The sequence below is a fragment of the Chloroflexota bacterium genome (genome assembly GCA_016197225.1).
Lineage (GTDB): Bacteria > Chloroflexota > Anaerolineae > Anaerolineales > VGOW01 > VGOW01.
On record JACPWC010000016.1, the window covers coordinates 1 to 18045 of the forward strand.

Sequence of the window (18045 nt, forward strand, 5' to 3'; positions counted from 1 at the left end):
CTCGTCCGTCGCCACCTGTGGACCTCCGTGAAATTCGTGAACTCACCCGTGCAAACGCCATCTCTCGTAATTCCCAGCACCCTCTTCAATGGGCTACTCGATACTGTCTGCTATGCACGTTGAAATGGATAAAGTCCAGTTAGAGAGAGGTAATTACGGCGCACCTTCTTCGACGATCATCGAAATTTGATGCAGGCCTCTCATCATTTGATCCCAGTTGGCTTCACCCAGCGTTTCTACAATATGGGCTTGCGCCTTTTGCCAGTAGGGAAAGGCATTTTCAAGGACCGTTTTTCCCTTGGGCGTGACCGTAATCGGGCGCGCGCGGCGGTCACTGCCCACCGAAACCTTGACCAGGCCCTTTTTTAACAGCGGACTCAGGTTTCGGGTGAGGGTGGTGCGGTCCATGGCCAGCACAAAAGCCAAATCCTGCATGGAGGCTTCCCCCAACATAGATAACCCACTGAGTAAAGAATATTGCGTAGACCGCAGCCCCGTGGGGGCCAGCGCCTTGTCATAGTATTGAGTGACGAGACGGGTGGCGCGGCGGGTATTGAAGCCCACACAGGGGATCGCCTGACGGGCAAATTCATACAGATTTTCTTTGGGCATGTCTTTGAACATAATGAGTGTATATACATGCATTTTTGAGATTTGTCAATATACAGAGTCGGAGTGTTCGCCCCAGGTAGAAATGTCTCCATTTTGCCTGCGCTATTTGCCTTGACTTTCACCCTGCGTCAAACTTTATACTCTTACCATCTTTCAGTCAGGGGTGCTGACCATAAGAAAAAACTGTCGTGCCTGAAGCCTGCTTCTAATTGCGTAAGGCAACGATTCAGGAGAGCGCACATGAGGACAAAAAGGAAATCAAAACAGATGACGCCCTGGATAATCCTTGCAGGTTTTCTGGGCGCTTCCATCTTCATCTTTATTCAGATGGCCATAGGAGAATCCGCCATGAACGATTCCATTTTGATAGAGCACCCGCCTCAAAAAGTATTTCAAACGCTAGTCAACCCGGAGAACATTACACGAATTTCCCAAAACATCGGCAATATCCAACTGGAAACACAAGGGCTTCTTGAAAAAGGGTCAAGGTATCGAAGGGTCTTATACAGCCACGGACTGCCGAACCCTCAAGTGGTGACGATCGAAGAACTCGAACAGGACAGGCGATTAACGACAAAGACGACACTGGTGGGTTTCGATGTCACCTATCGGTATGTTTTAGAGCCTGCTTCAGATGGAAAAACTTTGCTTTCCCTTAAAAAAGAAGGGCAAGGCGGCTGGTTTATTTTTAAACCGCTCCTCATTCATCTTTTGACACGCCCAGAACACGACGGAGGTCATTTGGCCCTCATAAAAACGATTGTCGAATCGCAACCATAAGAATTCAATCACCAACAAGGAGATAAAAATGAAAGTAATATTATTTGGCGCAACAGGAAACCTGGGGCCGCTCGTATTGGAGAAAATGCTGGCGAAGAATATCAATGTCACCGTGTTTGCGCGCTCGCCTGAAAAGGTTGTTGCGCGGCATTTCGCATTGAAGGTTGTGCAGGGTGATGTTAAGGATGAACAAGCCGTGGCGAATGCCATTGCAGGTCATGACTCTGTCGTCAATGCTGTTGGCGGCGAATATGAATCCAACGCTTCGATTCGTTCCACGGCGGTTGATCATATTATGGCTGGGATGAAGCGCGGCAATGTCAAGCACATCATCAACCTCGGCGGGGCCGGAGTCCTTCAAGTGGGCGGCTGGTATTTGTATAAATCGCCTGTCTTCCCCAAAGACTTTGTGCCTGTCACCAGGGAACATCACAAGGTATATGAAAAACTGCAACAAAGCGGTCTCGAATGGACGCTGGTATGCCCGCCCAAGATGACGAATGCGGCGGCGACTGGCAAATATTCAACAAGAGCCGACAAACCATACCTCTTTGGGAAGATGGAAATCCCGCTTGGGGATGTGGCGGATTTTATTGCGCAGGAACTCAGCCAGCGGCAGTATGCCCGTCAGCGCGTGGCGATTGCCATGTCGTAGCCGATATTTTGCCTCTTGACTTTCACCCTGCGGCAAACTTTACAATGACGGACATCAAAATCAAGGAGATAAAACATGCTACACAACAAAAGACATGACATACTATGGATGGGTTTGCTCATTTTGGCAATCGCGCTGACTGCCTGCGCCGCGCCGCAATCTGCCGCAAACGATGTGAAGGATTACGGATTCATCGTGAAGGGCGTTTCTGGAAAGAACGTGATGCTGGATAGAACCTGGTACCGCGAATGCGCCCCGAGCGGCGTGGGAACCTGGATGAAAAGCATGCGAACGCTTTCGGGTTATGAATTGGCAACCACCATGCTGGATTATCAAAACGAATCAGAAACACCAGACTGCGCCAACGGTATCACGGCGGTCACCATCTTTGTGCAGACACTTACCAACGATCACGCGCTTGTCCCGATTACCTGGGTGGACCTCACCGGGCAGCCCGCCGACCCGCCTGCGGGGCTTGAAGATGTAAAGGAAGCCAATGCGGCAAGCGGCGTGGTGACCTTTGCCACGCTTACCCCGCTCACGCAGGCAAAAGCAGATGAATTAAATGCCGCCGCCTTTTGTGGGATTTCCAATTGGGCGCCAGGTGTAACAGAAGATTTACTTCCCTGTTTTTCATTTGGCGGACCTGCAAAAGGGGTGATTATTGTGGATGATAGAACTGAAACGGGCGCCGTTTATGATGGGATTAGCATTAACCCAGCAGAATATCCAACCCTGATGCCCAATGTGTTTCCGCACACGGGGCCTTTGAACGGGTTTGAATTTGGTGATCGATAAAGTTAAGTCAGGAAACCCGTTGCCGTAAAAGTGACAGCCGCGTGCGCGGCTGTCACTTTTTTTCGATGGGCAGTTGTATTTCCACCGTCACGTTTTCAAAATTGGCGAGATCGAGTTCGCGTCCGAATAAATGGATTTCACGATATGCGCCTGCGGGAGCGTAATTGTTTTGCGCCGCCCAGGTGCAGAGGGCGGTGATGGCTTGCCCCACATTCGCGAAGTGACCGTGGTGGATGGTGGTCGCCATCAGCGGGGAAAATGCCAGGGTGTGTGAAGCAGGCTCACGGTTAGGGGAGAAGCGGCGGGTCATTTTCGGCGAAACGGCTGTGGCGAGTTCCACGTCAATCTCTTCCTCCACATATTCGCGGTTGTGATAAATCGCCAGTTCGGGGCTTTCGGGTTGGATGCGCTGTTCAGACAGTCCTTGATAAAGCGCGTGAAGCATATCGGCGCGGACTTTATCGGCGTTGTTCAAGGTTGGCACGATGCGGCGGACGGAGGCGATGGCGAGCGGCGGGATTTCCTTGACGATGATTTCGTAGGGGGAGATTTTTCCCTCCGCTTCGATCTGACGCTGGCGGGCTGTGACGCGCGCGATTTGCATTCGCCCATCTTCGAGTTGTTTCTCCAACTCGATTTGTTTCATTGCGAGCATGTCGCTTAATTGTTGGGCGGTGAGATCGTCGGTGAGCATGGTTGCAATTTGTTCGAGCGAAAATCCCAGGTCTTTGAGCGCGAGAATGCGGTTGAGGCGCGGCAGTTGATCAAGCGAATAAAAACGATAGCTCGTGAAGTGTTCGACATGCGCGGGCTTGAGAAGATTTAGTTCATCGTAGAGCCGCAGGGCGCGGGTGGAAACCTGTGCCAGTTGGGAGAAGTCGCCGATGCGAAGGAGGGTCATGCTTTAATTTTATCGCATAAAAGGGGCGGATGCGAGACCCGCCCCTACTTGCTTATGCCTTTTTGCCAAGCAATACCCTTAACGAAAAAAGATGCAAAAGAATCGACAAGGGGACTGCGAAAACTGGAACCAATACCAATGGGAAGGCTGTAATCAATTCATTCGGCGACTGAATGGACAAAAGCTGAAGCGGACCTGGCGAAGAAAGTACACCAAGGGTAACAGCCAGAGTCAGGTCGAAGATTCCAGCGATATTCCAGATAATTGCGGCGGTTCGCGCTGAGGGGTGTTTTCGGAAGTAAAGATAGGCAACCAGCGGAGCGGTGATGCCGATGAGCATGTCGCCGATGCCTGCTGGAAGGGCAAATTCACCAGGAATTTGACCCTGGAAGTAGAGGATCAGAAAGTCAATTCCCAGAATTCGATAGAGTTGCACGCCGATGATCCAGTGTGGGGGAATGGCATCCACATTCTTTTGGAACGATTTCGAAGCGAATAAAAATAAATAGCCAATGACCAGCGGGACGGCGGAATAGGCGATGCTGGGAACAGGTTGTTCAGGGTTTGGCAGGAAAAAGCCTTGCAAGCCGAGCAACATGGCTACTCCCAGCCACCCAGCCAATAAAACTCCAACGCCAAGCGATGTTGACATTTTTTTGTCGCCGAATGTTTGAGTAGTACGATGATAGCCCAGCCAGGTCACAATGGCGGTGGCAATGGCGCTTACGATGATGCTTGCTGAGATCCAGGGTTGATCGATCATGATATTATCCTTTCGGGTTTTGATTTTGATGGCGAAAAGATAAAGTTTGACGCAGGGTTAAGGTCAAGGGGTGAACTGTAAGAAGATCGTTAATTTTTTGGGTCGCCCTCACCTTGAATATGGTTTTGTATTGACTATTTTGAGAGTTGAAAATGAATTAAGATTTCCCGCAAACGATTCTTTACTACCCAAACTGGACGGGCGTTTGCACCTCCACGAGGATATTTTCTTTGTCTGCATCCAACTCGCGCCCATAAATGTGGATTTCACGGCAGGTGCCACAGATTGAATAATCATTTTGCGCCGCCCAATAAAATAAGGCGGTGATGGCTTGCCCTACTTCGATCAATCGTCCGCGGTGAATGGTGGTCGCCGCCAACGGTGAAGCATCCAACTGTCGGATGGAAAGAGCGCCTTGATTTGTTTGAGTTGAATTGGCTTTGGGCAGGCTTACTGCGATGGCAATTTCCATGTCAATATTTTCTTCTACATATTCAGTATTATGGTAAATGACCAATTCAGGGTTTTTAATCGCAATCCCCTGTTCGGTGATCGCATCGTAAAGCGACTTGAGAATTTCCTCGCGGACGGTTTCCATATCCTTAAGTGCGGGAACAACGCGACGAATCGAAGCGATGGTAAGAGGCTCCGTTTCCTTGAGGATAACTTCATAAGGCGAAACCTTTCCCTCCGCTTCGATCTGTCGCAGGCGGGCGGCGACCCGCGCAATCTGTCGTTGTCCATCTTCCAACTGCTTTTCCAACTCGCTTTGTTTTTTCTTCAGCATTTCGCCAAGTTGGCTTACGCCAAGCTCATCCGTGAGCATATCCGCGATTTCATCGAGCGAAAATCCCAGGTCTTTGAGCGCGAGAATGCGGTTGAGGCGCGGCAGTTGATCGAGGGTGTAAAAACGATAGCTTGTGAGGTGTTCGACATGCGCGGGCTTGAGAAGATTTAGTTCATCGTAAAGCCGCAGGGCGCGGGTGGAAACCTGCGCCAGTTGCGAGAAGTCGCCGATGCGAAGGAGGGACATGGGGGGATTGTATCGCAAATCGTAATGTTATTCCCAAATTCACCATTCTTCGCCGCAAATTTACCTTTAGCTTATTGGCTCACTGCCATAGAATACCGGCATGGTTCACGCGTAAATCCTTCGCTCCGCGTGAAAAAAATCTCACACTCAAAAAGAGGAATCCCATGTCCGACTTGAAAGAAATTGTACGCCCGTTTTACACCCAATGCCTCACCGTCAACCCCGGCACAAATGTCGCGGAAGTGATGGGCAAAATCCTTGCCGACGACTTCCAGTCCAAAGGCTCGGCAGATGTCAAAGGCAAAGCCCAACTCATCGGGCAAATCCAGTTCTTCTGGAAACTCGTCCCCGACCTGAAATGGGACATTCAGGAAATGATCCAGGAAGGCGACAAAGTTGTCGTCCGTAGCCTGGCTTCCGGCACGCCCAACGGCGATTTCATGGGGTTGCCCACCACTGGAAGCAAATCCTTCAACATCATGACCATTGACATTCACACTGTCAAAAATGGTCAGGTGGCGGAAGTTCATCATCTCGAAGACTGGTCAACCGCCATGCGGCAGTTGCAGGGATAAATCTTCGCATAAAGAAATCGAACCCTGTGTCTGGGCAGATGCAGGGTTCGTTGGAAGCAGATCAGGGATAAATTCTTTGAGATACGCGCTTGAAAAACACCAGCAGCCAGCGCTTGACTTTGATAAGCCCGTGCCTCAAGGAAAAAAATAAAGTTATGCCCGATGTCATCAAGACCAAAGACATCGAGTTGAAGACCATCGCCGAATCGGGCTTGAACTGGACGGTTCTGCGCCCGCCCATCGTCGGGTCTGGCAATGCGGCGGGCAATGTCGTCGCGAGCGAGAAAGATATGACAGGCTCCAAGATAGGCGTGGAAGACATCACAGATTTTATTTTGTCCGCTCTTCAAACGAAAGAATGGGATCGCAAAGCCCAATCGTGGCTTCGCTCTAAATCTAGATGACCTGCCGGTTTCCCCATGCTTGGTCTTATAATTTAGGCATGGACTCAAAAATCCCGATTCACGAATTTGAACAGCCGCGCGAATTCAGTCGTCCCGACAGCTTGAGTGTACCGTTTGAAATTGCGCGCATTGACGATTTGTCCGAAATGGGAAAACCCTCGGGACCACACCGTCACACTTACTACGAGATATTCTGGTTCCTCGATGGCGGCGGGATGCATTACGTTGATTTCGAGGGCTACCCATTTTTGCCGAACACGTTTTTCTTCATTACGCCCGGACAAATCCATTACCCTGAAATCACAAAAGCCCCCACTGGGTATGTAATTTTGTTTACCGAAGACTTTCTCTCGATGAGCCGCCTTGAACATGATTTTCTGCGCGGCTTCGACTTTTTTCACCGCATTGATCATGTGCCTACCTTGCATTTGAATGATGAGGCGGCGCAGCCATTCAACACGATGTGCGCGCAGATGCACAAGGAATATAACGGCGATGCGTTTGGCAGGCTGGTGGTGCTGCAATCTCTGCTACAAAATTTTCTGGTTCAGATTCAACGACATTACGCGGCTTCTGCAAAACCTGTTGAGCCGCGCACCGGCGATATGCTTGTTCAACAATTCATCCGGCTGATTGATTTGCATTTTGTGGAGAAGCAGGAAGTCCAAGATTACGCAGCGCTGCTCGGAGTGACGGCGGGTCATTTGACAGATATGACGCGTGAAGTATTGGGGATTTCGGCGAGTCAGTTAATCCATCAGCGATTGATTGTGGAAGCGAAGCGATTGTTTGTTCATTCGGGGCAGACCGTCGCCCAAATTAGTAACCAACTCAAGTTCGCCGACCCGTCCTACTTCGCCCGTTTTTTCAAACGCGAGTCGGGCTATTCGCCCACGCAATTCAAGGAGCATTACCGAGAAAAATACCTGCTTCACCGAAGTCCTTGACTGGTCTCTGTGTATTAGGTGGAATAAAATCATTTTACGAGAATGCAAAATTATATTTTTAGGAGAATACTATGAACATTGAATCGAATCCCCCCGCGAAATCGCCTCGAGCGGCGATCATCTTCTTGGGTGCTCTGGCACTATTCCAAATTATCCGGATCACAGCTTTTTTCATGATCCAAGATGTCCTATCCGGTAAAACACCCGATGCGTGGCTCTTCCCGGCCATGACAGATGTGTTCATCGGAGCCATGGCTCTCTTTGTCGCAATTGGTCTTTGGAAAGGGAAAGGTCTCGCCGTCTGGGTATCTGCCATCGTTTTCTTTTGCATTTCAATCAGCGATCATTTGGATGCGATTACCGTGGTGCTCACTACCAAGGGGCCGCTCCCTGCCATGATGAACGGCGCACCGTCATCCACTGCAACGATGTTGGCGGTTATGTCTCTCGTTGAAGCCTTCGCTATTTGGGCGCTGACCCGGAAAAGTTTGAAGGCACATTACTTGGCTCCGAAAACGAACCCCACGCCTTAAGTCTGGAAAGTCTTCATTCTTCAGTGCAAAAAAATTCTCCATTGATGGAGTAATTCCATCAATGGAGAATTTTGTAAAAAAAGGAAGTGATATGAAAACTACAAAACTTGAAAGTTCCATCCCTGGCGCGATCAAAATATACGCTGGGATTGGTGCCGCCCTCAGCTTGTTCTTTGCTTTTGCCGTTTACTTTAATCCTGCCCAAGTTTCAGATGGGGCTGTGCTGGATAATACTTCCATCAAATTTGCATTCTACACTGCCGGCGCGTCTAGTCTCGGGTTGGGAGTCGGCTTGATTTTGGCAATCCTCAGCAACCGACCCAAATCTATGGCGTTGATGTTGATCACGCGCGTGGTTGTTGCAATTCAAGATATGCTCATCGCGATAGTCCTTGCAACAGGAACGGGACGGGTCGCCTTTCAGGCGGTCATCGTCATCTTCGGCATTGCCTCCATCGTCAAACTTTTCACCATCATTCGATCTGCTGAAAAACAAGCGGGTTAATGGAAAAAAAATGAAAACTAAAATTCCAATTTGGATCAACATTCTGCAAGTCGTCATCCTTGCCATTCTGTCTTTCCAAACTTATGCTTGCTACTTCAACCCAAACTTGATCTATCCTGGAATAACGATAGATGCTACCTCAGCAAAAATGATCTATGTGCTGGCAGGCAGAAACGCCGTGATGATGGTTATTTCGATTCTGGCTCTCGTCAAACAAAACCCGCGCTTCTATTCCTTCGCCTTCCTCATGCACAGTCTGCGCGAGTTGCAGGATATGTTCATCGTGCCGCTCACGGGCGAACCTGGCGTTCCGGCGATTGCCAATTTTCTCGTCTTTCTGATTATCTTCGTCATCCCTGAAATTACCGCCTATCTCAAACTCAACAAAATGGCGAATGAGTTGGCGAAAATATAGGAGAAACCATGTTTAATAGATTAACTGCCACCTGCCTGCTGGTACACGACCTCGACAAATCCATTGCTTTCTACCGGGACACCCTCGGCTTAGAAGTGGAATTCGCCAACGGAAATTTCTTTGTCAAATTCAAACTAGACGGCACGCCCTTGATGCTGTTTGAAAAAGAAGCGGCGGCAAAAATGTTGTTTCCAAAGGAACATATCACGCAAGGCGGCGGTGTCCTGCTGGCGTTTCAAGTAGACGATCTTCAAAAAACCTGCGCTGAACTTAAATCGAAAGGCGTGGAGATTTTCGAGGGACCCAAAGCCACCGCGTGGGGACAAACCGTCGCCTATTTCAAAGACCCGGATGGGAATGTTTGGGAAGTCTCAGCCAGATAGAATCACCAGCGGACTGCAAAAGAAAAAAGCGATAGATAACCCAAAATCCATGCAAAACAAAATTGTCTTGATCACCGGCGCAACAAACGGGATCGGAAAACAAACTGCCCTCACCCTGGCAAAAATGGGAGCGCAGGTCATTATCACAGGACGCAATAAACCTGCCGGAGAAGCCGCTGTTGCCGAATTAAAGCAGGCAAGTGGCGCTCCAAAAGTTGACCTGCTCCTTGCCGACCTCTCCACGCGAGCAGGCGTTCACGCACTCGCAGAGCAATTCAAGCAAAAGTATGACCGCCTCGATGTTCTGATCAACAATGCGGGGCTGGCGGCATCCGAGCGGCGACTCACGAAAGATGGGGTTGAATCCAACTTCGCAGTGAATGTCATCGCGCCATTCCTGCTGACGCATCTGCTCTTGGACAGATTGAAAGCCAGCCCTTCGGCGCGGGTTATCACGCTCATGGGCGGAGAAGCGAGAGGAAACATTGAACTGGATAACCTTCAAGCAGAACGCTCCTTTGCAGGGTTGAACACCTACTCGCATAGTAAACTGATTATGATGGCGATCATGCTTGAATTTGCCCAACGGGCGCAAGGCTCACATGTAACTCTCAATATCTGCTACCCCGGACAAGCCAGCACGAGCATGACCCGCAGCGTCACGCCCGGAATGTTGCCTGGCTTCATGCGTTTTCTATTCCCCCTCTTCAAACTGGCGGTTCGTGATGACGGGGGGAAATCCGCTGCGAAAGCATCGCGCTCTTCAGTTTATCTTGCATCTTCGGCGGAAGTGGAAGGTGTCAATGGCAAATACTTCGACACCCACAGCAAACTGGTGGATTGGCCCGCACCTGTCATAGACCAAACGACACGCCAGCAACTTTGGGCAATTGCTGAACAAATTTCTCACACATAACAATCAAGGAGCATTACAAATGCACAAAGGACGATTGGAAGCATTCAGCGATGGCGTCATCGCCATCATCATCACCATCATGATCCTGGAATTGAAAATCCCGCACGAGGGTGACATCGCCGCGTTGGTTCCGCTAATACCGAAATTCCTGAGTTACGTGTTTAGCTTTGTCTTCATCGGGATTTACTGGAATAATCATCATCACCTTTTGCAAGCCGCGAAGCAAGTTAACGGCGCTGTGCTGTGGGCGAACTTGCATTTGTTGTTCTGGCTGTCCATGGTTCCTTTCGTCACGGGCTGGATGGGCGAGAATAATTTTGCCACCATCCCGGTCGCGGTTTATGGCGTCGTGCTTTTATTATCCGGGTTGGCTTTCTTCATTCTCGTGCGCGCGCTTGTCGCCCATCATGGCGCGGATTCGGTGATCGCCCATGTCCTCGGTGAAGATAAAAAAGGAATATACGCCCTTTTAATCTACATCGCAGCCATTCCGCTTGCGTTTGTTTCCGCATGGATCGCGGTTGCAATGTATGTATTCGTCTCCATCATGTATCTTGTCCCCGAAAGACGGATCGAGAAAAAACTGGCGGAGTGAGACGCATGATGGAACACCCCCACAAACAAATTCGAGAGATGCTGCAAGCGGAGCATGATTGCGCCGGCTACGGTCCCGATCACATCTGTGTCAAAGTCGTCGCCTTCGCCGAACTGCCTTCGCGCTTCGGCGATTTTCACGTCGTGGCCTTTTCGGACACGCGCGACGGCAAGGAACATGCCGCCTTTGTGAAAGGGATGCCGTGGGATCACCCAGATGTGCCGGTGCGCCTGCACTCCGAATGTCTGACGGGTGACGCCATCGGCTCACTGCGCTGTGACTGCCGTGACCAGTTGGAGGCCGCGCTGAAAATGATCGGCGAAATGGACGAGGGCATTCTGCTTTATCTGCGGCAGGAAGGGCGCGGCATCGGCCTCACGAACAAAATCCGCGCTTACGAATTACAGGATTCGGGTCTCGATACAGTGCAGGCGAACGAGGCGCTGGGCTTCCGCGACGACGAGCGCGATTACAGCATCGCCGCGCACATGCTCGACTCGATGCAGATCAAATCCGTCCGCCTGATCACCAACAACCCGCGCAAAATCGAGGGGCTTAAGGCCCTCGGGGTCAACGTGAGCGACCGCATTCCTCTGGTCATCCCGCCCAACCCGCACAACGCGTTTTATCTCGAAACCAAAGCGGCCAAATCGGGACACCTCATCGCGCGGCAAGCCGCAGATGAACAATGAACAAAAGGGTATTGTATGTTTGACTTTGCACAAAATATCTGGCTGGACTTGCACCCCATGATCGTCCACTTCGCCCTGGCCGGGCTGTTCTTGAGCTTCGCGCTCACCCTCTGGACGCGCATCCGCCCTAACGCGAGGCTCAATGAACTCTCGTGGATTTTGCTGGTGGTGGGTGTGGCCGCCGCCATTCCCTCCACCGTCACCGGATTGATCGCCCATTCGCCTTATGAAGAAAGCGCGCTGGCCGCCGCCATCCAGCCGCATCAATTTTCGGGGATGATTGGCACGCTGGTTTCGGCGGGCGTGTTGATCTGGCGTTTCGTCGCGCGGCGGCGAGGAAACGATATTGACATGCACCCGGCTTATTTGGGGCTGGCGGTTCTGGGCTTGGCCTGGCTGGTGGTATTGGGCGGCACGGGCGGCAATCTGGTGTTCGAACTCGGCGTCAACGTGCGCGGCATCAACCCGTTGCTCAAATAAGATCGAATGGATGAAAACCGCATGAACAACCCGGTCAACTACAACGCCGTCGCGCCCAACTATAACGCCCGCTACGCGCAAAACCCGCTGGCCGGCGTGGCCCGCGAGTTGCGCGCGCTGGCCGCGCAAACCGGCGCGCGCGAAGTGCTGGAAGTGGGCTGTGGCACCGGGCGCTGGGTCGTCGAACTTCAACCGCTTGTCCGGCGCATCGCCGGGCTGGATTTTTCGTTCGGTATGTTACAGCAAGCCCGGACGCAGGATGCCGGGCTGTTGTTGATGAACGGCGACGCCAACCACCTGCCCTTTGCCGACTCCAGTTTCGATCTGATCCTATCGGTGAATGCCCTCCAGCACTACACCGATCAACGCGCCTTCATCTCCGAAGCGCGGCGTTTACTGCGGGCGGGCGGCGCGCTGGCCATCGTCAACCTCGACCCGCACATCGGGCGCGACCGCTGGTATCTCTACGATTATTTCGAGGGAGTTCATGCCAACGACCTTCGGCGTTTCCCCTCCAGCGGCACCCTGCTCAATTGGATGCTGGCCGCCGGGTTTGTGCGCGCGGAGTGGCGCGTGGCCGAACATATCCATCAAGAATTTGTGGGGCAGGCGATTTTGGACAATCCCTTCACCCAAAAACATGGCTCATCCCAACTTGCCATGTTGAGCGACGCCGCCTACACCGCCGGGCTTAATCGCCTCCACACCGCCCTGGCCAGGGCGGACGGCACACCCCCCGTCTTTGTCACCGACCAGTGGCTCACCCTTTTAGTGGGCTGGACTCAATAAAACAATCCGTTATACTTCGCCTCAGTCAAAAATCCCCCGGAGAACTTGACAGGCGAGTATGACCATCAACCCCAAAATCAAATTGTATAGCTTCAAAGAATCTCTGCCCCTGGAGATCGAAGTCGTGCCCCTTTCCAAACTCTACGCCCAGCACCGGGATAAAGCCACCATCCCGCACCGCACGCACTTTTATCACATCATCTGGTATCAAACCGGGGCGGCGACTCACCTCGTGGACTTCAAGCCGGTGGAGATCAAAGCCAGTTCCCTGCTTTTCGTCTGCGCGAACAGAGTTCAGGCATTCGACCCATTAGGCGCGTGTGACGGGAAGGAGATCGTCTTTACAGAGAGTTTCTTTTCCGCCACCGAGGCCGACCGGCTTTTTCTAAAAAGCACCGTGCTGTTCGACCCTTTGCTGGATGTGCCTGCCCTGCGTCTGGAGCCGCTCTCCTGCGCGCCCATCACGTCCATGTTCGAGGCGATAGAAGCAGAATCACAGAATCCTGTAGACGGCCACCAGCACGTCATTCTCAAGAATCTCCTGCACAACCTTCTGCTGATGGCCGAACGCGAAATCCACAAACAGGGCTTGCCCGAAATCAAAAAGGGCGCGGACTTCGATTACACCCTGCTCTTTCGCGACGCGCTCGATCAACAGTTTCGCGAGTTGAAATCGGTCGGCGGCTACGCCCGGCAGATTCATGTCTCGGAAAAACGGCTGACCCAGGCCACAGCCCAGATTCTCGGCCGGACGCCCAAACAACTGATAGACGACCGCGTCCTGCTCGAAGCCAAACGCCTGCTCGTTCACAGCGAGCGTGCAATCAAAGACATCGCCTTCGAACTGGGGTTCAACGAACCGACCAACTTCATCAAATACTTCCGCAAGCACAGCAAAATCACGCCGACTGAGTTCCGCGAGAAGTATCTCGTCTGATGCCTTCACAACCACCGCCATCGCTCCTGTCCATTTTGAGCGACGCGCCGAAACTAAGCAGGATCATCGCCGCGAATCCGTAAGTTGCCCAGAGAAACGGCGAGATGGGGATGAATTTCAATTGCAGGGCATACAGCCCGCCGACGATCAAAACCAGCGTAAAGTGAAGGACGTTGCGGGCGCGTTTTGTCTCCAGCCGCGCGGCGAAGGCGTAAGCCAGAACCAACAGCCCGATGGCGAAAATCCACCACCCGAAGAAACGATACAGGCCAGTCAGGTAATCGCCAAGATGCGCGTTGATGTCTGCCGCGAGCAGTTGGGCGTAGGTTGTTTGCAACAAGGCTTCGTTGGCTTTTTGATCCAACAGCCAGGGTTCGGGTGCGAATAACCAGCCCAGCCCAAGCAGGGACGTGCCGAGGCCGGTGAGATAAATTGGATATGTAACGAGATGGCGAAGATTCATAAACGGCAAACTCCTTCGATAAGATTTGCCGCCGATGATATTCCTACGAACACGAATTGACTTGAACAAACTGACTGTTTTTGAACAACTCTGCCATCGTCATACCAAACATCTGCTTGAACGTCCGGCTGAGATGCGCCGAATCGGCAAAGCCGCTTTCGTGCGCCGCGTCGGTTAGCGATGCGCCGCTTGTCACCTGCTTGATCGCTTCCATCAGGCGTTGCCACATCAAATAACGGCGAAACGGAATCCCGATGTTTTGCTTGAAAAGAGTCGCGAAGCGGCTTTGCGATAAATGCACGCCGTCCGCGATTGTTTTTAGCGACACTTTCTTAATGGGCAATTCCCGAATCAATTCCAACGCCTTCTCGATGTGCCGATGGATTTCGTTGATAGGCATATCCTTATCCAGCAAAGCCAGAATGATCTCATCGTAAAACTTGCGCGCTTCCGTGCAATTGCCTGGCGCAGAAAATTCGTCGGTCAGGCGATGAAACAGCTCGTGGTCCAACGCGGCTGTGGTTTCGTCTCCGAGGTATTTCTGCTTCGATCTGCGGGCGATTTCCATTTCCGGCTCCAGCAAGAGAAGGATTTGTACCCCGTCCCGTCCGTCGAACTGGTGAGGTTTACTTCCCGCCGTGATCGCCGCCCGATACGTGTTCCACGCCCCGCCCACCTTCACCTTGAATGTAGAATTGACCCCAATGCCAATCATCAGCGCGTGGTGGCGATGTTCGGTTGTGTCGGTAGATGCGCCAATGTACAAGGCTTGTCCGTTCCAGATGTAAAGAGAGGCTTGCATTTTGTCTCAACTACAAAGAACTGCGCGGAATTCTAATATAGGCCATTTGGCGCTTCCATGAACTGGATAGCTCTGGTAAAGTTTGCTGGCAATCGAACTCACATTCTGAAAGGTAAATTGTTTCATGAACAAAAGCATCTTATTTCTGCTGATAATCGCCGCAGTCGTCCTGGCGGGTTGTGCTGGAGGGCCTGGTAACACAGTTGAAGTCAAGCTGGAGGCCAGTAGCATGAGGTATCAACCGGCTACCTTTGAAGTCGTTGCCGGGCAACCCGTCAAGCTGACATTCGTCAACAACGATTCAGTCGAACACGATTTCAGCATCATGGAAATTCCGATGGCTTCGATGGGCGCAACTGCCGAGCCAATGGCCGGACACAACATGGGCAACATGACGACCGACCCGCAACTACACATGGCGGCAACGATGGGCGCGAGCAACTCTCTCGAATTTACACCCACGAAGTCAGGCACTTACGAATTCTTCTGCACCGTGCCGGGCCATAAAGAAGCCGGAATGGTCGGCTCGTTAATTGTCAAAGCGCCATAAATCACGCGCTTCCCTTTGCTTATGGCGATTTCCTGATCAGTTTGCGGGTAGAGCTTCATAAAACCTCCTCGCCGGCCAGTTTCTATTTTCGCTTGCGGCGCAACAACACCAGCGGCAACAAGATCATGGTCGCCAGAGGCCACACCCACGCCAGGTCGCCAGGGCCGCCGTGGCCGGTGCAGGCCCCGGTGCGGTGGAGACGCATCAGCGGATACTTGGCTGTCGCCGCGCCCAACTCTTCGTCGCTCATTCTGATCGGATCAAGCCCGGCAGCGTAAGCGGCGAAGCCGCTGGCGATCATTACCCGGCGCAGGAGCGCCAGCCGGTTTTCGGAATCCGAAATATCTTCCACCACTCCCGTCCACCAGCCTTCGGGCAGCCACACTTCGACGTTGGGATTCGCCATGATGTTGCGATACCAATCGGAGATGGAGCCAAAGCCGGCAACACAATAGATTTCACCGTCAACGATGGCATAGTTGACGGGCGAGCGCCGCTTCAACCCCGTCTTGCGGCCTCTGTGCACGATGACCATGATGCGCCCGCCCACACTCGGCCAAACGTTGAGGAACGGCCCCAGCCCCAGCCGCCACATAGAGAGCATGAAGGGGTTGAGGAAACGCTTGAAGCTTTGACGCAATTTTTCTTCCAGTTTCAGAGTCATGATGCAAACTGCCCGATCTCAACGCCGCCCAGCGCCCGCCGCAAATCTTCGGAGCGCAAGATGATGGTGACGCCGCGCGCGCCGGAGCCGATAGAAACCTCGTCGGGAGCAAATATGCTTTCGTCGGCCAGGATACGCATGGACTGAGGCAGGCCAAACGGGGAGACCGCCCCTGTTTGATACCCGGTGGCGGCCAACAACTCGGCCTCGTTGGCCATCGTCAGGCGCGACTGGCCGAGATGGCGGCGCAGAGCCGGCCACGACACCTGCTGCGCCCCGGCCATCAACACCATCACGTATTCATCCTTGCCAACGCGAAAGACGATGCTTCGCACCACTTGATCGGGCGACTGCCCGCGCTCCTCTGCCGCCTGCTCCAGCGACGTGACCGGGCCGGGGTGTTGGAAGACGCGATGAGGAATGTTGAGCGCGGCCAAAACGCGGGCCACCGGAGTCGATTCAGTCTCAGCCACAATTAGCGCCGTTGCGGCTCCAGCCTTCGCCGCCGCCCTTCAAGCTCGTCTTTGACCAGCAGGGTGAGGGCCACGCTTACCAGGGTGACGATGAGCGAACCCCAGAAGGCGGGCCAGAAGCCGTCCACGGTGAAGCCGATGTTGAACCAACTGCCGACCAGGCCCGTCACCCAGAAGAGAGCGGTGTTGATCAGCAAAGTGAACAGGCCCAGGGTGAGGATGATGAGCGGGCAAGTGAGGAACTTGAGCAATGGGCGAAAGAGGGCGTTGACCAGGCCGAAGATGAAAGCCAGACCCACGATTGCCACCCAGCTTTGCGGGGCCTGAATGCCCGGCACGAAAGTGATTGCCACCCACAGAGCAATGGCGTTGATGATGAGACGCAGAATCAGTTTTTGCATTGTCGTAGCCTCGCAACCGGCGTGGGCGGGGAGCCTGGCAGTTTTTGCTCAGGCTCCCCGGCCCGCCTTGAAGGAGGAAGTTGTTTTACCGTTGATCGTTCGGGTTGAATTGGAAGGGGCCGAACACCGATGCCCCTTCGACGCACGAGACGGCCAGGGTTTGGTTGTCCACGAGGCAGGAGATCACGTAGCCGTTATCGAAATTCACCTGCACATCCACGCCGTCGGTTACAGAGACCGACTTGCGCTGATCAACCAGATAGGTTGTGCCGGCGCGGGCGCGAAAGTCCGAGAGGCTTCGCAAGGCAATAGGCAAGGCTTTGTCTGCCGGGCTGGCCAGGGTGGTCTGTATCATCCGGTCAATTTTGCGCACGGCTTCCACCGAGGAGGGCGGCATTTGCGACCACGACCCGGCAAAGGCGGCCAGAGCTATGGCGCCGGCCAGCAAAATGCCCTGAGCCACCAGGCGGCTTTGACCCTGCTTCTGCAAGTTGTCTTCATAGCGGTTGACGATCAACCGAATTGCAATGGCAATGGGCAAGCTGAGGGCCACAAACGGCAGGAAGGTGTAAACCAGGACAATGACCATCACCGTGGTGTCGGCGGCGGGGGTGAGCAGTGACTTGACTGCGCCGGAACCGGCAATCACCAGCGCGCCGGCGATGATGCCTTTGAGAGTCTCGCCCGGCCAGGCCACGACTGCTCCCACCGCAAGGCCGGCGGCCCCCGTGGTCAGCGCCGAGATCAGAATCCGGGGCCACTCGAGTCGCAAAGGCAAATCCCGGAACAGAGTGAAGTCAATCGTCCCGGCCACCAGCGCGTACAAAACGCCAAGCAGTGCGCCGCAAATCGCGCCGACGATCCGCCGCTCCAGCGGCGAGATGAGCATGTGTTGCGCCTCATATTTTTCAGGGTCTTCCCAGAACGAGGCTTTGCGTGCGCGCGTCAGGGCGCTTTTGTTGTTGGGGATCATATTGAA

27 protein-coding genes are annotated in these 18045 nt (G+C 53.0%); 17 read left to right on the forward strand and 10 right to left on the reverse strand.

Annotated elements, in window-relative coordinates; translation table 11 throughout:
- Window positions 1–153 precede the first annotated feature (153 nt).
- On the reverse strand, window positions 154–624 hold the full coding sequence (locus HYZ49_03035) for a winged helix-turn-helix transcriptional regulator (GenBank protein ID MBI3241248.1): 471 nt from the start codon (window positions 622–624) through the stop codon (window positions 154–156).
- A gap of 255 nt (window positions 625–879) precedes the next feature.
- Here HYZ49_03035 and HYZ49_03040 point away from each other — a divergent pair, with 255 nt between their 5' ends.
- From HYZ49_03040 to HYZ49_03050, 3 genes are all read left to right on the forward strand, one after another.
- Window positions 880–1392 (forward strand): hypothetical protein, encoded by a 513-nt coding sequence (locus HYZ49_03040; protein ID MBI3241249.1) that lies wholly within the window; start codon window positions 880–882, stop codon window positions 1390–1392.
- Window positions 1373–2047, forward strand: a complete 675-nt coding sequence (locus HYZ49_03045) for an NAD(P)H-binding protein (GenBank protein MBI3241250.1) — start codon at window positions 1373–1375, stop codon at window positions 2045–2047. The genes HYZ49_03040 and HYZ49_03045 overlap by 20 nt, the downstream gene beginning before the upstream one ends.
- Before the next feature lie 75 nt (window positions 2048–2122).
- Window positions 2123–2845, forward strand: a complete 723-nt coding sequence (locus tag HYZ49_03050) for a hypothetical protein (protein ID MBI3241251.1) — start codon at window positions 2123–2125, stop codon at window positions 2843–2845.
- A 52-nt stretch (window positions 2846–2897) separates the two neighbouring features.
- Here HYZ49_03050 and HYZ49_03055 read toward each other — a convergent pair whose 3' ends face one another.
- The 3 genes from HYZ49_03055 to HYZ49_03065 form a co-directional block, all read right to left on the reverse strand.
- Entirely contained in the window at window positions 2898–3746 is an 849-nt protein-coding gene (locus HYZ49_03055) for a MerR family transcriptional regulator (GenBank protein MBI3241252.1), read from the reverse strand.
- A gap of 52 nt (window positions 3747–3798) precedes the next feature.
- Entirely contained in the window at window positions 3799–4509 is a 711-nt protein-coding gene (locus HYZ49_03060; protein ID MBI3241253.1) for a hypothetical protein, read from the reverse strand.
- Between the two features lie 184 nt (window positions 4510–4693).
- Complete coding sequence (locus HYZ49_03065; GenBank protein ID MBI3241254.1) at window positions 4694–5542, reverse strand: MerR family transcriptional regulator; 849 nt, start codon at window positions 5540–5542, stop codon at window positions 4694–4696.
- A gap of 164 nt (window positions 5543–5706) precedes the next feature.
- Between HYZ49_03065 and HYZ49_03070 the strand changes: the two genes are divergently transcribed.
- The 13 genes from HYZ49_03070 to HYZ49_03130 all read left to right on the forward strand — a co-directional run bounded on the left by HYZ49_03070 (window position 5707) and on the right by HYZ49_03130 (window position 13713).
- Complete coding sequence (locus HYZ49_03070) at window positions 5707–6117, forward strand: ester cyclase (GenBank protein MBI3241255.1); 411 nt, start codon at window positions 5707–5709, stop codon at window positions 6115–6117.
- Window positions 6118–6206: 89 nt separating this feature from the next.
- Window positions 6207–6521 carry an NAD(P)H-binding protein gene (locus tag HYZ49_03075; GenBank protein ID MBI3241256.1) on the forward strand — a complete coding sequence of 105 codons (315 nt, stop codon included), beginning with the start codon at window positions 6207–6209 and terminating at the stop codon, window positions 6519–6521.
- 38 nt (window positions 6522–6559) lie between these two features.
- The gene (locus tag HYZ49_03080; GenBank protein ID MBI3241257.1) at window positions 6560–7468 is read left to right on the forward strand and encodes a helix-turn-helix domain-containing protein; all 909 of its coding nucleotides are present in this window, start codon (window positions 6560–6562) and stop codon (window positions 7466–7468) included.
- 71 nt (window positions 7469–7539) lie between these two features.
- Window positions 7540–8001, forward strand: coding sequence for a hypothetical protein (locus HYZ49_03085; GenBank protein MBI3241258.1), 462 nt, complete (start codon window positions 7540–7542; stop codon window positions 7999–8001).
- Window positions 8002–8062: 61 nt separating this feature from the next.
- Entirely contained in the window at window positions 8063–8506 is a 444-nt protein-coding gene (locus tag HYZ49_03090; GenBank protein ID MBI3241259.1) for a hypothetical protein, read from the forward strand.
- A gap of 10 nt (window positions 8507–8516) precedes the next feature.
- The gene (locus HYZ49_03095) at window positions 8517–8921 is read left to right on the forward strand and encodes a hypothetical protein (protein MBI3241260.1); all 405 of its coding nucleotides are present in this window, start codon (window positions 8517–8519) and stop codon (window positions 8919–8921) included.
- 8 nt (window positions 8922–8929) lie between these two features.
- On the forward strand, window positions 8930–9304 hold the full coding sequence (locus HYZ49_03100) for a VOC family protein (GenBank protein ID MBI3241261.1): 375 nt from the start codon (window positions 8930–8932) through the stop codon (window positions 9302–9304).
- Window positions 9279–10220 (forward strand): SDR family NAD(P)-dependent oxidoreductase, encoded by a 942-nt coding sequence (locus HYZ49_03105; GenBank protein ID MBI3241262.1) that lies wholly within the window; start codon window positions 9279–9281, stop codon window positions 10218–10220. Before HYZ49_03100 ends, HYZ49_03105 begins: the two co-directional genes overlap by 26 nt.
- A 19-nt stretch (window positions 10221–10239) precedes the next feature.
- Window positions 10240–10815 (forward strand): DUF1211 domain-containing protein, encoded by a 576-nt coding sequence (locus HYZ49_03110; GenBank protein MBI3241263.1) that lies wholly within the window; start codon window positions 10240–10242, stop codon window positions 10813–10815.
- A 5-nt stretch (window positions 10816–10820) separates the two neighbouring features.
- Entirely contained in the window at window positions 10821–11507 is a 687-nt protein-coding gene (gene ribA / locus HYZ49_03115; protein MBI3241264.1) for a GTP cyclohydrolase II, read from the forward strand.
- Window positions 11508–11522: 15 nt separating this feature from the next.
- On the forward strand, window positions 11523–11987 hold the full coding sequence (locus HYZ49_03120) for a DUF2231 domain-containing protein (protein ID MBI3241265.1): 465 nt from the start codon (window positions 11523–11525) through the stop codon (window positions 11985–11987).
- 6 nt (window positions 11988–11993) lie between these two features.
- A complete protein-coding gene (locus HYZ49_03125) occupies window positions 11994–12776 on the forward strand; it encodes a class I SAM-dependent methyltransferase (protein ID MBI3241266.1) in 783 nt (260 codons plus the stop codon).
- A gap of 58 nt (window positions 12777–12834) precedes the next feature.
- Window positions 12835–13713 (forward strand): AraC family transcriptional regulator, encoded by an 879-nt coding sequence (locus HYZ49_03130; protein MBI3241267.1) that lies wholly within the window; start codon window positions 12835–12837, stop codon window positions 13711–13713.
- On the opposite strand, the gene HYZ49_03135 is transcribed toward HYZ49_03130, so the two are convergent.
- Together HYZ49_03135 and HYZ49_03140 are read right to left on the reverse strand one after the other, a co-directional pair.
- Complete coding sequence (locus tag HYZ49_03135) at window positions 13676–14176, reverse strand: hypothetical protein (protein ID MBI3241268.1); 501 nt, start codon at window positions 14174–14176, stop codon at window positions 13676–13678. The genes HYZ49_03130 and HYZ49_03135 overlap by 38 nt on opposite strands.
- 43 nt (window positions 14177–14219) lie before the next feature.
- A complete protein-coding gene (locus HYZ49_03140) occupies window positions 14220–14978 on the reverse strand; it encodes an AraC family transcriptional regulator (protein ID MBI3241269.1) in 759 nt (252 codons plus the stop codon).
- A gap of 124 nt (window positions 14979–15102) precedes the next feature.
- Between HYZ49_03140 and HYZ49_03145 the strand changes: the two genes are divergently transcribed.
- Entirely contained in the window at window positions 15103–15528 is a 426-nt protein-coding gene (locus HYZ49_03145) for a cupredoxin domain-containing protein (GenBank protein MBI3241270.1), read from the forward strand.
- A gap of 82 nt (window positions 15529–15610) precedes the next feature.
- Here the strand turns inward: HYZ49_03145 and HYZ49_03150 are convergent, their stop codons facing one another.
- The 4 genes from HYZ49_03150 to HYZ49_03165 form a co-directional block, all read right to left on the reverse strand.
- Complete coding sequence (locus tag HYZ49_03150; GenBank protein MBI3241271.1) at window positions 15611–16192, reverse strand: nitroreductase family deazaflavin-dependent oxidoreductase; 582 nt, start codon at window positions 16190–16192, stop codon at window positions 15611–15613.
- Window positions 16189–16665: a YbaK/EbsC family protein gene (locus HYZ49_03155; protein MBI3241272.1), complete on the reverse strand. Its 477-nt coding sequence runs from the start codon at window positions 16663–16665 to the stop codon at window positions 16189–16191. Before HYZ49_03155 ends, HYZ49_03150 begins: the two co-directional genes overlap by 4 nt.
- 2 nt (window positions 16666–16667) lie before the next feature.
- Entirely contained in the window at window positions 16668–17066 is a 399-nt protein-coding gene (locus tag HYZ49_03160) for a phage holin family protein (protein ID MBI3241273.1), read from the reverse strand.
- An 85-nt stretch (window positions 17067–17151) separates the two neighbouring features.
- Complete coding sequence (locus HYZ49_03165) at window positions 17152–18039, reverse strand: hypothetical protein (GenBank protein MBI3241274.1); 888 nt, start codon at window positions 18037–18039, stop codon at window positions 17152–17154.
- Window positions 18040–18045: the final 6 nt, after the last annotated feature.